This window comes from Marivirga sp., assembly GCF_051117495.1.
In the GTDB taxonomy this organism is placed as follows: Bacteria; Bacteroidota; Bacteroidia; order Cytophagales; family Cyclobacteriaceae; genus Marivirga.
Map to the genome: position 1 here is coordinate 121,854 of NZ_JBNPEF010000005.1, position 15,236 is coordinate 137,089.

Annotated in this window: 12 protein-coding genes and 1 tRNA gene; 11 read left to right on the top strand and 2 right to left on the bottom strand. The window is 35.4% G+C overall.

All coding sequences use genetic code 11. The annotated features are described in order from the left end of the window. Positions 1 to 71: 71 nt before the first annotated feature. On the bottom strand, positions 72 to 1,223 hold the full coding sequence (locus tag ACFE0M_RS04145) for a glycosyltransferase family 4 protein (protein ID WP_434544481.1): 1,152 nt from the start codon (positions 1,221 to 1,223) through the stop codon (positions 72 to 74). A gap of 184 nt (positions 1,224 to 1,407) precedes the next feature. On the opposite strand from ACFE0M_RS04145, the gene ACFE0M_RS04150 reads away from it, so the two are divergent. From ACFE0M_RS04150 to ACFE0M_RS04200, 11 genes are all read left to right on the top strand, one after another. Then, positions 1,408 to 2,073, top strand: a complete 666-nt coding sequence (locus tag ACFE0M_RS04150; protein ID WP_434544482.1) for a c-type cytochrome — start codon at positions 1,408 to 1,410, stop codon at positions 2,071 to 2,073. 89 nt (positions 2,074 to 2,162) lie between these two features. Beyond that, positions 2,163 to 3,341, top strand: coding sequence for a GTPase HflX (hflX, locus tag ACFE0M_RS04155; RefSeq protein ID WP_434544483.1), 1,179 nt, complete (start codon positions 2,163 to 2,165; stop codon positions 3,339 to 3,341). Between the two features lie 33 nt (positions 3,342 to 3,374). Further along, positions 3,375 to 3,446 (top strand) — tRNA-Arg (locus ACFE0M_RS04160). Between the two features lie 244 nt (positions 3,447 to 3,690). After that, positions 3,691 to 5,286: an N-6 DNA methylase gene (locus ACFE0M_RS04165; RefSeq protein ID WP_434544484.1), complete on the top strand. Its 1,596-nt coding sequence runs from the start codon at positions 3,691 to 3,693 to the stop codon at positions 5,284 to 5,286. Continuing rightward, positions 5,276 to 6,553 (top strand): restriction endonuclease subunit S, encoded by a 1,278-nt coding sequence (locus ACFE0M_RS04170; RefSeq protein WP_434544485.1) that lies wholly within the window; start codon positions 5,276 to 5,278, stop codon positions 6,551 to 6,553. Before ACFE0M_RS04165 ends, ACFE0M_RS04170 begins: the two co-directional genes overlap by 11 nt. A 3-nt stretch (positions 6,554 to 6,556) precedes the next feature. Continuing rightward, positions 6,557 to 7,078 (top strand): hypothetical protein, encoded by a 522-nt coding sequence (locus ACFE0M_RS04175; RefSeq protein WP_434544486.1) that lies wholly within the window; start codon positions 6,557 to 6,559, stop codon positions 7,076 to 7,078. A gap of 55 nt (positions 7,079 to 7,133) precedes the next feature. Continuing rightward, positions 7,134 to 8,672 carry an ATP-binding protein gene (locus tag ACFE0M_RS04180; protein ID WP_434544487.1) on the top strand — a complete coding sequence of 513 codons (1,539 nt, stop codon included), beginning with the start codon at positions 7,134 to 7,136 and terminating at the stop codon, positions 8,670 to 8,672. Between the two features lie 5 nt (positions 8,673 to 8,677). Beyond that, entirely contained in the window at positions 8,678 to 9,868 is a 1,191-nt protein-coding gene (locus ACFE0M_RS04185; RefSeq protein WP_434544488.1) for a PD-(D/E)XK nuclease family protein, read from the top strand. A gap of 230 nt (positions 9,869 to 10,098) precedes the next feature. Next, positions 10,099 to 11,088, top strand: coding sequence for a virulence RhuM family protein (locus ACFE0M_RS04190; RefSeq protein ID WP_434544489.1), 990 nt, complete (start codon positions 10,099 to 10,101; stop codon positions 11,086 to 11,088). After that, positions 11,088 to 11,528 (top strand): winged helix-turn-helix domain-containing protein, encoded by a 441-nt coding sequence (locus ACFE0M_RS04195; protein ID WP_434544490.1) that lies wholly within the window; start codon positions 11,088 to 11,090, stop codon positions 11,526 to 11,528. The genes ACFE0M_RS04190 and ACFE0M_RS04195 overlap by 1 nt, the downstream gene beginning before the upstream one ends. Next, positions 11,525 to 14,719 carry a type I restriction endonuclease subunit R gene (locus tag ACFE0M_RS04200; protein WP_434544491.1) on the top strand — a complete coding sequence of 1,065 codons (3,195 nt, stop codon included), beginning with the start codon at positions 11,525 to 11,527 and terminating at the stop codon, positions 14,717 to 14,719. The genes ACFE0M_RS04195 and ACFE0M_RS04200 overlap by 4 nt, the downstream gene beginning before the upstream one ends. 35 nt (positions 14,720 to 14,754) lie before the next feature. On the opposite strand, the gene maoP is transcribed toward ACFE0M_RS04200, so the two are convergent. Then, a complete protein-coding gene (gene maoP, locus ACFE0M_RS04205; RefSeq protein ID WP_434544492.1) occupies positions 14,755 to 15,144 on the bottom strand; it encodes a DUF413 domain-containing protein in 390 nt (129 codons plus the stop codon). Positions 15,145 to 15,236 lie beyond the last annotated feature (92 nt).

Sequence of the window (15,236 nt, forward strand, 5' to 3'; positions counted from 1 at the left end):
GATAGTTTTATTCACTAAGTGTAAAAATATAACCAATTAAGCAAAAGACAATAATATAATGGAATTGCTTCTTAATTATTTACATAAACAGGCTTAAGTTCGGGTTTTAGATTGCCATTTTGATCAATGGCCTTTAAATATCGCTCAATCACTAATTTATGGTCAAACCTTCTTTCCACTATTTCTCTTCCTCTTAAACCCATTTCATGACGAAGTTCAGGAGCCATATAATATATTTCCTTCATTTTCAGAGCTAAATCTTCTTCGTCCTTTACTTTACAAAGAATGCCGTTTAATCTGTGATCCACTATATTGTTACAGCCCGGCACATTAGAGGCCACTATAGGTTTAGCACTGGCAGCCGCTTCCAATAAAGTTCTTGGGGTTCCTTCTCTATAACTTGGCAAGACCACACAATCTGCCTTATTGATAAATGGGCGAACATCATCTGTGCTGCCCAAATAATTGATATAGCCTTCGGCTATCCAGTCATTCAATTCTTCTGAAGAGATTCCTCTTGAATGTAATTCATCTAATTTCCCCAATAAATTGAATTTTGCATTCATTCCCCTTTCTTGTAAAATAGCCGCGGCTGCAACATACTCCCTGATTCCTTTATCGATAATTAATCTGGAAATCATCAGGAATTCGAATGCTTCCCCTTCAATCTTTTCTTGAGGAGGGTGAGGAGTGAATTCATCTAAATCAATTCCTGAGCCAGGTATTACCTCACAAATATTTCTTTGAATCAATCTCTTATCCATGAAAAGTTGATAGTCTTCATGATTCTGGAAAAATACTTTTTTAGGAAATCTAAATGAGAACCTATAAAGGCTTAAAGCAATTTTAGAAATCCAATCGTCATTTAAAAATATAGTACCTAAACCGCTTACATTGTTAATTACCGGAATGCCTAAAATTGCAGCGGCAAGGGTTCCATAGATATTTGGCTTAATAGTATAATGTAAAATGATATCGGGCCTGACCCTTTTATAAATATTAAGTAATTCGAATGTTAATCCTGTGTCTCGAACCGGGTTTGCACCACGACTGTCCATGGTCACATCCTCAAACTCACAACCTGCTTCTACAAGTTTCACGGTATATTCATCATGGGGAGCAATGGCCACTACCTCATGTCCGTCTTTAATTAAAGCTTGAACGAGTGACATCCTGAAGTTGTAGATGTTCCATGAGGTATTTAAAGTGATAGCAACTTTCATTCTAACAAATTTACTAATAATAACAGTTATGGTTCTTTTTAGGTGGGGAGATTTCGACAGGTAATAGTTTAATACAGATTAGTTTGCACTATTTTACTTTAAAATACCTATAAAATTCAAATATAATGGACAAAATTAAATTATTCCCATAGCCTTTCTTATTTTTGTACAAAAAACAATAGATATGGAAATTGGAATGCTTCACACCCACGTTTTAGTGGTCACTTTATTTTTATTATTCTTATTATTTAAGACTGTATTATTATTGATTAATAAAAATGAGCTTCTGGCCAAGGTCAGGAAATTTAAAATGATAGATCCTATTCTTGGGGTCTTAATGTTGGCAACCGGAGGTTATTTATTATCATTATATGGGGCTGCAGCTCCCACTTATTTATGGGTGAAATTGGTGATAGTATTGATCATTATCCCCATAGGAATAGTTGCGTTTAAGAAAGAAAATAAAGCTATGGCTATAATCGCATTATTATTGACTTTTTATATTTATGGAGTTTCTGAGGTGGGAAGTTTAACTTTCTCAAAAGAAGAAACTGTGGCTGTGGCGGATGATAGTCCGGCTCAAAATGCTCAGGAAGTAGTCATAGAGGGCGAAACCTCCGATATACTCAAGACCGGAAAAGAGGTTTATTTGTCAGAATGTAAAAAATGTCATGGAAAAGATGGTAAGAAAGGGCTTTTTAAATCTCCTGATTTAACGGAAAGCAAACTTAATTTATCTGAAAGGGTAGCGTGGATTAAAAAAGGAAAAGGTGTTATGCCGGCTTATGAAAACGAACTTTCAGCATCTGAAATAGAAGCAGTCGCCCTTTATTTAGATGAATTAAAATAGAATAAAGGGTCATCAAAAATGAGTGCGTTAAAAATAATATCAATAATTTATTTTATGCGTAATCATAAATAAGAACTCGAAAAAAATATATGCAAAATAATTCTGCAGAAGAAAATAATGAGAAAAAAGCCGTTTTGGTGGCCATTATCACGCAAAATCAAAACGAAGAGAAAGTCAATGAGTATCTAGATGAATTGGCTTTCCTGACTTCTACTTTAGGCGCCAACACCATCAAGAGGTTTACTCAAAGATTGGAAAAGCCTGATGTGCGCAGCTTTGTAGGGAAAGGTAAATTAGAGGAGATCAGTGCTTATGTGAAAGCGGAAAATGCGGATTGGGTGGTATTTGATGATGATTTGACCCCTTCTCAACTCAGAAATTTAGAGAAGGAATTAGACGTTAAAATTTATGATAGAAGTTTATTGATTTTAGATATCTTCTTGAGCAGAGCGCAAACTGCACAAGCTAAAACCCAGGTAGAATTAGCCAGAAATCAATACTTATTGCCTCGTTTAACTCGTATGTGGACTCACTTGGAAAGACAGCGAGGTGGAACTGCAACACGTGGTGGTGCTGGTGAGAAAGAGATCGAAACTGATAAAAGGATGATCCGCAACACTATTACCAAGTTGAAGGAAAAGCTGGCCAAAATTGAAAAGCAAAGTAGAACTCAAAGGAAATCCCGTGGGAAAATCGTAAGGGTAGCTATAGTGGGCTATACCAATGTGGGGAAATCCACTTTAATGACCCGACTTTCAAAATCTGATATTCTAGCTGAGAATAAATTGTTTGCCACTGTGGATTCCACTGTCCGTAAAGTTAATTTTGAAGATATTCCTTTTCTTTTATCCGATACAGTAGGGTTTATAAGAAAATTACCTACCCACTTAATTGAATCTTTTAAATCTACTTTGGATGAAATTAGTGAGGCAGATATATTGATTCATGTAGTGGATGTTAGCCATCCGACTTTAGATGACCACATTAGTGTGGTGAATCAAACTTTAGCGGATATAGACGCAAGTGATAAGCCTACCTTATTGGTTTTTAATAAGGTAGATTTATTGGAAGAGGAAGAAGAGTTGAGTGTGGAGGAAAAAATCAAAAACTTGAAAAACACTTATTGGAATAAAGAGCAAAATGACGTGGTTTTCATTTCGGCCACCAATAAGGATAATATTGAGGAGCTAAAGAATAAATTGAGAAAGTTGGTAGAGGCCAAGCATTTCACAATTTTCCCAAATTACTTGAAAAACACTTATTACTAATTTAGCTTTACAGCTTTATTTTTAAGCAACATTGGTCTCGTAGTTCAATGGATAGAATAGAAGTTTCCTAAACTTTAGATGCAGGTTCGATTCCTGCCGAGACCACAAAGTTTCCTAAATTTTAGATGCAGAGCCTGTGCCGAGGTAATCGGCATTCGATTCCTGCCGAGACTACAAAAGCTTCCTACATCACCTTCCTCTCCTGATAAAATTTTGATTTCATATCCTAAAACAGTAATATTATTGTATCAAACAGTTAATGGCACAAATACCATTGACTGATCTATTTTTTTAATCAACTGAAATCAAAATTTTCGGCATCTTTGCTGAATAAACAATAATCTAATCCATGGCTAAGAAAGCTGCAGTAAAAAATCAAAAATCCATAGAAGAATCACTTTGGGAATCTGCCAATAAATTAAGGGGAAAGGTAGAATCCTCAGAATACAAACATGTAGTATTAGGACTTATCTTCTTGAAATTTACTTCTGATAAATTCGAGAAGAGAAAGCAAGAACTCATAGCAGAAGGCAAAGAAAAATATCTCGAAATGAAGGAGTTCTACAATATGCAGAATGTCTTCTTTCTATCTGAGGAAGCTCGTTGGTCTTATATTATGGAGAATGCCAAGCAGGATGATATTGCTTTGAAAATTGATTCCGCTTTGCATAATGTGGAACGCAACAACCCCTCCTTAAAAGGAGCTTTGCCCGACAATTATTTCTCACGGCTAGGAATGGATGCTGCTAAGCTTTCTGCCTTATTAGATACGGTCAATAATATTGATACCCTACTGGATGAAAAAGAAGATGTAATTGGGCGTATTTACGAATACTTCTTAGGGAAATTCGCTTCTGCAGAAGGAAAAGGTGGCGGAGAGTTTTATACGCCTAAAAGCATTGTAAACCTGATTGCTGAAATGCTGGAACCTTATAAAGGCAAGATTTACGATCCATGCTGTGGTTCAGGTGGGATGTTTGTGCAGTCCATCAAATTTGTGGAAAGCCATAATGGTGATAAAAAAGACATCTCTGTTTATGGACAGGAATATACAGCTACCACCTACAAACTGGCAAAAATGAACCTGGCCATTCGTGGCATCTCTGCCAATTTGGGAGATGTGCCAGCTGATACTTTTTTCAATGATCAGCATCCTGATTTAAAAGCTGATTATATCATGGCCAATCCACCTTTTAACCAAAGTGCATGGCGTGATAAAAATGAATTGACCGATGATGCCCGATGGAAAGGCTATGAAGTGCCACCTGTTGGCAATGCCAACTATGCATGGATTATGCATATGCTTTCTAAACTTTCCGAAAACGGAACTGCAGGCTTTGTATTGGCCAATGGCTCTATGAGTTCCAATACTTCTGGCGAAGGTGAATTGCGAAAAAGCATGATTGAAAATGATTTGGTGGATTGTATGATCGCCTTGCCCGGACAACTCTTTTACACTACTCAAATTCCCGTATGTTTATGGTTTATGACCAAAAACAAAAAAGCTGACACCAAAAGAGGCTTTAGAGATCGCAGCGGAGAAACCCTTTTTATCGATGCAAGGGAAATGGGTACTATGATGGATAGAGTCCATAAAGAACTGACATCTGAGGATATTCAAAAAATCGCACAAACCTATCATGCGTGGCGTTCCCTTTCCCCTCGTCATTCCGGAAATCTGAGGAACGAAGATTATCCGGAATCTCTCGCCTATGAAGACATAGCGGGCTACTGTAAATCCGCTACTCTAAAAGAAATAGCCAAAAACGATTACGTTTTAACGCCTGGTCGATATGTAGGCATGGCAGATGTGATAGATGATGGCGTACCCTTTGAAGAAAAAATGGAAAGCCTATCAAAACAGCTGTTTTCTCAAATGGAAGAAGGAGAAAAGCTGGATGAAGCTATTCGAGAGAATTTAAAGATGTTGGGATATGGCGAGTGAAAGGAAGATATATAAACTGGGTGACATATCTTCGTTATCCTACGGGAAAATGCCAAAGAAAGAAAAAATTGGGAAAGGAGACTATCCTATTTATTCTGGCTATAGATACCATTCAACATATCCTGAATTTAATGTAAAATCAGGCGATGTAATTGTAGTGGCAAGGGGCGTGGGTGGTACAGGAAACGTTAAATTAGTAAAAGAAAAAAGCTATTTAACAAATTTGTCTATTAAGATACACTTTGAAAAATCTGATATTTCTAAGAAGTATTTTTATTATCTATTTTTAAGAAATAACTTAAAATATCTTGACACTGGTTCAGCTCAATCTCAAATCACTATTAATGATTTGAAATCTTTAAATATTAAATTACCTCTGTTTAAAGAACAAAAAGCAATTGCCCATATCCTTGGTACTTTAGATGATAAAATCGAGCTTAACCGTAAAATGAATGAGACTTTGGAGGAAATGGCTCAAGCTCTATTCAAAAGTTGGTTTGTAGATTTTGATCCTGTGCTCGACAAAGCTTTAGCAGCTGGTCATGAAATACCAGAGCCTCTACAAGCCAATGCAGAAAAGCGCAAAGCTTTGGGTGACAAAAGAAAAGCCCTGCCTCAAGAAATCGCTGATTTGTTTCCAGATCGATTTGTATTTACTGAGGAGTTGGGTTGGGTGCCTGAGGGGTGGGAAATCAGTAATATTGGAAATGAATTTAATGTTACGATGGGCCAATCGCCTCCAGGTTCCACTTACAATGAAAATGGCGAAGGAATAAGGTTTTTTCAAGGCAAAGCAGATTTTGGTTTCCGATATCCTACTGATCGAATCTATTGCTCTGAACCAAAACGCTTTGCAAGTAAAGGCGATACTTTAATGAGTGTTCGTGCTCCTGTGGGTGATGTAAATATTGCTTTGAATGATTGTTCAATTGGAAGAGGCTTATGTGCAATCCGACATAAATCATCGTCAAAATCTTATACTTATTACTTCATGAAGCATAAGAAAGCTATTTTGGACAGCTATGAATCAGGAGGAACTGTATTTGGAAGTATTAATCAAAAGCAGTTAAAGAGTCTTGAGGCTTTCGGAAATATTGAATCTATAATATCTGCTTTTCATAAAATAGCTTCAAGTCAAGACGAAAAAATCGAGTTAAATTCAAGGGAGTTATTAAGTCTTTCTAAAATTAGGGATACTTTGCTTCCAAAACTGATTTCGGGAGAATTGAAAGTTCCAGAAGTTGAGGAAATAGTTGAAGATATTTAAGAGATGATAGATGAAAAAGAACAATATCTTAGAACTGAATTCTGGATACTGTCGGTAGGAGCAGCTTTTCAGAGAGCCAATGTTTACCAACATGCTACTGACAGACGGAAAAGTCATTTTAGAAAAGAGTTATTTGAGTATCTAAATGAGCTTTCTGATCAATATCGAAATGGCAGTATTATTGAAGATGACCATATTGATTATATCGATAAAGTAAGAAACAAAGCTAAATCGATTGCGGATCAACATGGAATAGAGCTAACGGATAACAAGTTCCGATTTGGAATCGCTCAAAAATTATTAAACCTGTACTTAAAATACCTTTGGTGTGCTGGTTTTATCAAAGAACCACCTCATTTTCCTGTTGATAGAATCATCATCCAATCACTCAAAATAGTTCCTTTTACAAATTGGACAGAACTAGATTCAAAAAAGGAATACTTACACATCATTTCTGCAGCTAAGCAGGAAGCCAATGGTCAAAATTTAGCCCAATGGGAATTAGAAACTTATAAAAGGAGGTGATCTTTTCAAAATTTTCATATATTTAAAAAGTTGTATTTTAATCAAAACCTAAAAAATGAGACTAAAGCAATTTAAAATCAAAAATTTTCGAGGCTACAATGACGAAGTAGAGATTTCTTTGGATGATTTAACAGTTTTTGTCGGAAAAAATGATATTGGAAAATCTACCGTTTTAAAAGCTATGGATATTTTTTTCAATGAGGCAAAAGGAACCATAAAATTTGATAAGGATGACGTTAATAAAGCAGCATTGGATGGAGGAGATGATGAAACTGTTTTTACAGCGATTTTTGAGAATTTACCTGCTTCTATTATAATCGATGAAACAAACCCAACTGTCTTAGCTAATGAGTATCTTCTTAATAATGATGGAGATTTAGAGATTATTAAGAGATACAAAAATGCTGGTAAAGAAAAGGTATTCATTAAAGTTAATCACCCTACTCATTCTTTATGTAGTGATTTGTTTTCAGCTAAACCAGCTGATTTAAGGCGAATCTTAGATGGAGAAAATATAGAGTGTGAAAACCGCTCTAAAAATGCCATTATGAGAGCGGCAATCTGGACACATTTTCAGGATGAACTAGCATTGGAAGAAATATTATTAGATGTATCAAAAGGTGAAACAAAAACAATATGGGATAAGCTTAGATTAAAACTGCCTCTATACTCGTTATTTCAGTCAGATCGAAAAAATAGTGATGGTGATAATGAAGTCCAAGACCCATTAAAAGAGGCGGTTAAACAAATCCTTTCAGATACTCAATTACAAAATAAATTAAGGGAGGTATCCGAAGAAGTTAAAGAGAAATTATCAGAAGTCTCAAATAAAACTCTGGAAAAGCTAAGAGAAATGAACCCAGAGATTGCAGATAGTTTAGACCCTAAGATACCAGATGATGAAGCATTAAAATGGAATGATGTTTTTAAAAATGTTTCTATTACAGGGGATGATGATATCCCTATAAACAAAAGAGGTAGTGGAGTAAAGAGACTAGTTCTCATTAACTTTTTTAGGGCAGAAGCAGAACACAGAAGAGAACAAGCAGATATTCCTAGTATTATTTATGCAATAGAAGAACCCGAAACTTCACAACATTATGAGCATCAACGTCAATTGGTTAATGCCTTATTAGAGTTGTCAAATACTGAGAATACTCAAATATTTTTAACCAGCCACAGTTCTATAATAGTAAAGTCCTTACAATTTGGTGACTTAAGATTAATTTCAAGTGATAACGGACAGAAACAAATATCTGATATTGAACCTACGTGTTTGTCCTATCCATCTTTAAATGAAGTTAATTTCAGTGCATTTGGAGAAATAACTGAGGAGTATCATAATGAATTAAACGAGCATCTAAAAAATGAACAAGCACCAGATACAGGAATAAAGCAGTTTGATCAAATTTTTTTTCAAGATGTTTTAGGTGAAAGTAAAACGTTTCCATGGTTGACGTATCCAAATGAGGTTTCAATTCATACTTTTATTAGAAATCAAATTCATCATAGAGCTGATAATGGTGTACCTGACCCTAGAGAATTAAAAAATTCTATAATTGTTATGCGTGACTATATTTTAGAAAATAATTAGATAAGATGGCCGAACCTCATAAATTTAAAATAACAGAATTAGAAGAGTTCTTAAATAATAACGAAATCCCTTCTGTAAAAAAGCAACCAAAAACCTTTTTGGAAATAGCCCGTCAGCCGCATTACGAAAATGTGATTTCTAATATCTATGCTTTTTATTTTGATCCACATGAAGAGTATGGTTTAGGGCATTTGTTTATCAACTCTTTTATTGAATGTATAAAAGAGCAAATGCAGCAAGTGGAGAATTTTTTAGATGATTTTCAGGAATTTGTGATTGAAACGGAATACGGGACAGAAGAGAAAGGGAGAATAGACCTGTTTCTATATAATGATGAACAAGCTATCTTAATCGAAAATAAGATTTACCATCACTTGGCCAATAATCTGGATGATTATTGGAATACTGCTACCAAAGAAGTAAAGACAAAAAATATAGTAGGTGTATTGTTGACCTTAGGAAAACAAAGTGGGAATCTGCATCAAAACTTTGTAAATGTTCTTCACTTGGATTTTTTAAAAGCTGTGATGTCCAATATTGGTAACCACCTCATGGAAGCTTCAGAAAAATATTTCACTTTCCTTAAGGACTTATACCAAAACATTGAAAATATGAGTACAAAATTGCTTTCCTCAGATGATTTTAAATTTTATATTGAAAATCAAGACAAAATATTAGATACCGTCAAATTTAATGATCAGGCCAAAGATCATATCAAAACTCAGATTGTAAATGCGTGGGATAACCAACCTAATTTGGAGGTTAAGTCTGCCACATTAAATACTAAACAGTTCTATAAGTATAGGGAGATACAGAAAGAAGGAGTTGATAAAATATACTTCTCCGTTTACTTTGATAAGTTATTGGCTGGACAAAAAGAAATTTGGGTGAATATTTTCCTCACTTCTGAATATATGGATTTTTACAATCATTCAGAAATTCTTGAAATTATTCGTCAATACCCTTCAATAGAGGGTTATAATAAAAGAAATGAAAAAGAAGGTTGGGTCTTTTTATGCGGAAAAACCTATAACTTAAATAATGATCAAATAACTGATTTGCAAAATACAGTCGAAGGGTTTATTAAGAATGATAAGTTCGCTGAGCTTTTTGATGAGTTGGAAATTAAATTGAAAACTTTGAATGAACAGAGGCAAGGAGTTGAAAATTCTTCCATTGATGAATTAGAAAATTAAAAGATAGTATTGGTTGTTGAATTCCAGAATTCAACAACCATATCTCATATAACGTTTCATTGATAAAATGTCCAGTTTTTTAATTAAAAAACTGGACATTTCGCTTAATCAAAAAGTCTATTTCTTTTGCTTTAGTGAAGTTTAAACAGCATATTTAAGTTATTAAACTATTACACCAGTCCTTTATTTTGGAGGGAGGTGAAATATATAAAATAGATTTCAGCTAAGAAATGACTAAGAGCGAACTCATCATTTATCAAACAGAAGACGGGCAAACCAAAATACAAACCCGTTTGGAAAATGAGACTGTTTGGTTGACTATTGATCAGATGGCGGAACTATTCCAGAAAGGAAAGTCGACCATTAATGAACATATCCTTAATATATTTAAAGAAGGAGAGCTAGAACAGGAAACATCAATGAGAAAAATCGGAATTTCCGATTTTTCTACCAAACCCACCAATTTCTACAATTTGGATGTTATTATTTCGGTTGGCTATAGGGTGAAATCCCATAGAGGGGTGCAGTTTCGTAAATGGGCAACCGCTCGCATCAAAGAGTACATTGTGAAAGGGTTTACCATGAATGATGAATTGCTAAAAGAAGCAGGTGGAGGTAATTACTTTGATGAACTACTTGCCCGAATCCGCGATATCCGTTCTTCAGAAAAGGTGTTTTGGCGGAAAGTGCTTGATATTTATGCTACCAGTATTGATTATGACCCATCAACTGAAACTTCACAGGCTTTTTTTAAAACAGTTCAAAACAAAATGCATTGGGCAGCCCATGGCCAAACTGCTGCTGAGATTGTATATAAAAGGATTGATGCTGAAAAAGATAATCTCGGCTTAACCAACTTTAAGGGAGAAAAGCCTACTAAACAAGAAACCGAGATTGCGAAGAACTATCTAACGGAAAAAGAATTGGATATACTCAATAGGATGGTGACGGCCTATTTGGAATTGGCAGAACTTCAGGCCTTGAATAGAAAACCAATGTATATGAAAGATTGGACTGCCCGCTTGGATGATTTTCTGACAATGACCGGAAATGATATTTTAGATCATGCTGATTCCATTAGCCATCAAGATGCAATGGAAAAAGCGCATCTGGAGTATGAAAAATTTAAAGAGAGAACTAAAGGTGAACTTTCTAAAGTGGAGAAAGATTTTATAAAGCATCTTGATAAAAATACTAATGAATTGAAAAAGAAAAGATAATGTCAGTAGCTATTTCCTTCTATAAAATTTTTATGTCTAGTTATATGCCACTCCAAAATGGTCAAATACGGATTTTCAAGGATTTGGATATGGTAGAACAGCTTGGTTCAGGAATACCAAGAATACTTCAGGTTTATCCAAAAGATTGTTTTAAAATTAGTGAGAACTTTATAAGAATGTCATTCCCTAAAGAAATTGGTAAAACTGAGTCCTCACTTGGTGGTGGTCCAATAAGTGGTCTAATAGAATTAACAGATCGCCAGAAAGAAGTGCTAGAACTAATAAGACAAGATAGTAAATTGACAAAAAGGGCTCTTGCTGAAAAACTAGGGATCAATGTTTCTGCTGCACAGGCTCATATTGATAATTTAAAGGAAAAAGGCATGATTATAAGACAAGGAGGAACTAGAGGTAAATGGGTATTAACCAATAAAATATGAAGTTCACCGAAGCCCAACTTGAAGCAAGTTTTATTGATGAATTCCAGAAGCTGGATTATGCCTATCATAATGGGTCTGATCTAAGACAGGCTAAAGCTACGCAATTAGCTCAAGAGCCCAGGATTCAATATGGCCATGTGGTGGAAGAAGATGTTCTCATTCGAGATGATTTGACTCAGTATTTAGCTAAGAGATACGAAAAAGAGGGTATTACGCTTATTGAAATAGAGCGTATCATTCGAGAAATAAAAAAATTGCCAGCTGCAGACCTCTATGAAAGTAATAAAACTTTCATGCGAAAGCTGAGTAATGGGTTTATTTTTAAAAGAGAGGATTACAAGCAGAAAGACTTATTTATCGAATTCATTGATCATGAAGATGATGAAAATAACAGCTACAAAGTAGTCAACCAATTAGCCATTCAGGGATCTGAAATGCGCATTCCTGATATGATTCTTTATATCAACGGATTGCCTTTGGTGGTTTTTGAATTTAAAACAGCCATTCAAGAAGACGTTACCATTCATAATGCATACAGGCAACTGACTGTTACCTATCGAAGAAATATTCCAGAGCTATTTAAATACAATGCCTTTTGTGTCATTAGTGATGGCGTTAATTCAAAAGCTGGTTCTTTTTTCGCTAAAGAAGAATTCTTTTATGCCTGGCGTAAAATTACAGGAGAAGAGCAGGAAGAAATGCAGGGGATTGATTCTATGAAATCTTTAATATTAGGGATGTTTGAAAGGGATAGGCTTAAAGATATCATTAGAAATTTTATTCTCATTCCGGATCAATCCCATAAGCAGGAAAAGATATTATGCCGATATCCGCAATACTATGCTGCTCGAAAACTTTTTGAAAGTATTAAAAAGCAAAAACGACCTCTAGGTGATGGAAAAGGCGGCACCTACTTTGGCGCTACTGGATGTGGTAAAAGCTATATTATGCTTTTTCTAACTCGCTTGCTGATGCGAAGTACAGCTCTTTCCAGTCCGACCATAGTAGTGATTACCGACCGAACGGATTTGGATGATCAATTGTCCAAGCAATTTACAGGAGCTAAAACTTTTGTAGGTGATAATAGCATTGAATCCGTCACAAGTAGAGCACATTTGCGGGAATTATTGCAAGGTCGAAGCAGTGGTGGCGTGTTTTTGACTACCATTCACAAGTTTACAGAAGATACCCAATTGCTTACTGAAAGAGATAATGTCATTTGTATTTCAGATGAAGCACACCGTTCTCAGGTCAACTTAGATCAAAAGATTAAGATTACAGAAAAAGGAGCAAAAAAAAGCTATGGCTTTGCAAAGTACCTGCATGATTCTTTACCGAATGCCACTTATGTTGGCTTCACAGGAACTCCAATCGATGCTACAATCGATGTATTTGGCCCTGTGGTGGATGCCTACACCATGAGGGAGTCAGTCACCGATGAAATTACAGTTCGCATTGTGTATGAAGGTCGAGCTGCCAAAGTGCTTTTGGATAATGAAAAACTCCAAGAGATTGAAAAGTATTATGATGAAGCGGCAGAGGCAGGAGCCAATGAATATCAGGTAGAGGAATCCAAAAAAGCGAATGCTAAAATGAATGCCATAATTGGGGATTCAGACCGAATAAAAGCAGTAGCGGAAGATTTTGTACAGCATTATGAAAAACGAGTGGAAGAAGGATCTACTGTCTTGGGTAAAGCTATGTTCGTTTGCAGCAGTCGGAAAATCGCCTATGCTTTTTACAATGAACTCATCAGCTTACGACCTGATTGGGGAGAAATCAGAACAGCAGCCCCAGGAGCAGAACTGGAAAAAGGAGAGGAAAAAGAGATTAAAGCCATTGAAAAAGTAAAAATGGTGATGACTCGAAATAAGGAAGACGATGATGATCTCTATGATTTGCTAGGAACGAAAGAGTACAAATCAGAATTAGACCGACAATTCAAAGAAGCAAAATCGAATTTCAAGATTGCCTTAGTGGTGGATATGTGGTTAACAGGATTTGATGTTCCTTTTCTGGATACTATTTATATTGATAAGCCCATACAAAAGCATTCCTTAATACAAACTATCTCTCGAGTAAACCGCAATTACGAAGACAAAAACAAAGGCTTGGTAGTAGATTATATTGGCATAAAATCCAAGATGAATCAGGCTTTAGCTATGTATTCCAAATTAGAAGGAGATAGTTTCGAGGACATTGATCAAAGTATCATAGCTGTTAAGGATTATTTAAATGTGTTGGAAAAAATGTTCCATCATTTTGATGCTAGTTTATATTATCAGGGAAATCCTACTGAAAGATTAGATTGCCTCAAGAGAGCAGCTGATTTTGCTATGCAAACTAATCAGCAGGAAAAGCGCTTTATGGAATTGGTCAAAAGACTGAAAGCCGCTTATGATGTTTGCGTAGGTTCTGAGGAATTGGGAGAAGACAGAAGAGATCAAATTCATTTCTATTTAGCAGTTCGTTCCATCATCCATAAGTTAACCAAAGGAAATGCGCCTGATACTGCTCAGATGAATGAAAAGGTAAGGGAATTAATCAGGCAGGCGATCAAAAGTGATGGTGTAGAGGAAATTTACCAATTAGGAGATGAACCGACCCATCAAATAAATTTATTTGACGAAGATTATTTAGATAAAATCAATGGTGTAAAACTGCCGAATACTAAGATAAAGCTTTTACAGCAATTGCTTAAAAAAGCCATTGAAGAGTTTAAGAAAACTAATCGTGCTAAGGGAATTGATTTTAGTAAGAAATTCCAGTCGCTAGTAGATCAGTACAATGAACGTAAAGAGCTAAATGACTATCAAGGTCAGGTTTACGATGATATTGCGGAGCAATTCACCAATATGATCATGGATATGAAAGCAGCCTTCGCTTCTGGTGATGAATTAGGGATTAGTTTTGAAGCCAAAGCATTCTACGACATCTTAAAGCAGCTGGCCAACAAATATGACTTTGAATATCCTGATGAAAAGCTTATCCCTCTATCAGAAAACGTAAAGGCCTTAGTGGATGATAAAGCTAAGTACACCGACTGGAACAAAAGGGAAGATATTAAAGCGGAGCTTAAAGCTAATTTAGTGGTCTTGCTTGGTGAAAATGATTACCCTCCTGTAGATCGTGATGAAGTGTATCAGGAGATTTTTGAACAGGCTGAGAATTTTAAGAGGTATAGTTCTTAGTAAGAATTACAGATTCTAAGTTATATTTCAAATGATCAACCCCAATGATTTTTCCCCATGGTGCTCATTTGGCTTCTTCTTAGATGTTTGGCGCCCTCTCTGGAATAAAAAGGATCAGTTTCCAATTCTGGTCTTGAATTCAATACATGACCGTATTTTTCTTCTATTTCTTTCCTTTTGGTATATCTTACCCAAGCTTTTTCCTCTAATGAAAAAGGCTCCCTTTGTCCGTTTGCTGCTTCAATAAAAAGTTTTTGTTTTTCAGTAAATGGCTCTAATTCGCCTTCCGCTAAGGCTTTAAACCAATGTCCAAAATTTCTTAAAATACTAAGTTCTTCTTCACTAAAAATGGTGACTTTACAATCAATTTTAAAGGGACTCTTGCTTGATAAATAATTTAGATGTTGTTCTTTTTGTGTTTTCATTTTGTAAGGTCTTGATTTACTAAGTATAATAATTCCATTAAATTATATAATATTTATTTCATAATCAACCGTTCATGGCTTTTGAAATGAAG

Bases quoted from the DNA above. Each gene is read 5' to 3' on its own strand.
- ACFE0M_RS04170 (WP_434544485.1), top strand. From the start codon at position 5,276: ATGGCGAGTGAAAGGAAGATATATAAACTGGGTGACATATCTTCGTTA.
- hflX (WP_434544483.1), top strand. From the start codon at position 2,163: ATGCAAAATAATTCTGCAGAAGAAAATAATGAGAAAAAAGCCGTTTTG.
- ACFE0M_RS04200 (WP_434544491.1), top strand. From the start codon at position 11,525: ATGAAGTTCACCGAAGCCCAACTTGAAGCAAGTTTTATTGATGAATTC.
- ACFE0M_RS04165 (WP_434544484.1), top strand. From the start codon at position 3,691: ATGGCTAAGAAAGCTGCAGTAAAAAATCAAAAATCCATAGAAGAATCA.
- ACFE0M_RS04195 (WP_434544490.1), top strand. From the start codon at position 11,088: ATGTCAGTAGCTATTTCCTTCTATAAAATTTTTATGTCTAGTTATATG.
- maoP (WP_434544492.1), bottom strand. From the start codon at position 15,144: ATGAAAACACAAAAAGAACAACATCTAAATTATTTATCAAGCAAGAGT.
- ACFE0M_RS04145 (WP_434544481.1), bottom strand. From the start codon at position 1,223: ATGAAAGTTGCTATCACTTTAAATACCTCATGGAACATCTACAACTTC.
- ACFE0M_RS04175 (WP_434544486.1), top strand. From the start codon at position 6,557: ATGATAGATGAAAAAGAACAATATCTTAGAACTGAATTCTGGATACTG.
- ACFE0M_RS04180 (WP_434544487.1), top strand. From the start codon at position 7,134: ATGAGACTAAAGCAATTTAAAATCAAAAATTTTCGAGGCTACAATGAC.
- ACFE0M_RS04190 (WP_434544489.1), top strand. From the start codon at position 10,099: ATGACTAAGAGCGAACTCATCATTTATCAAACAGAAGACGGGCAAACC.
- ACFE0M_RS04185 (WP_434544488.1), top strand. From the start codon at position 8,678: ATGGCCGAACCTCATAAATTTAAAATAACAGAATTAGAAGAGTTCTTA.
- ACFE0M_RS04150 (WP_434544482.1), top strand. From the start codon at position 1,408: ATGGAAATTGGAATGCTTCACACCCACGTTTTAGTGGTCACTTTATTT.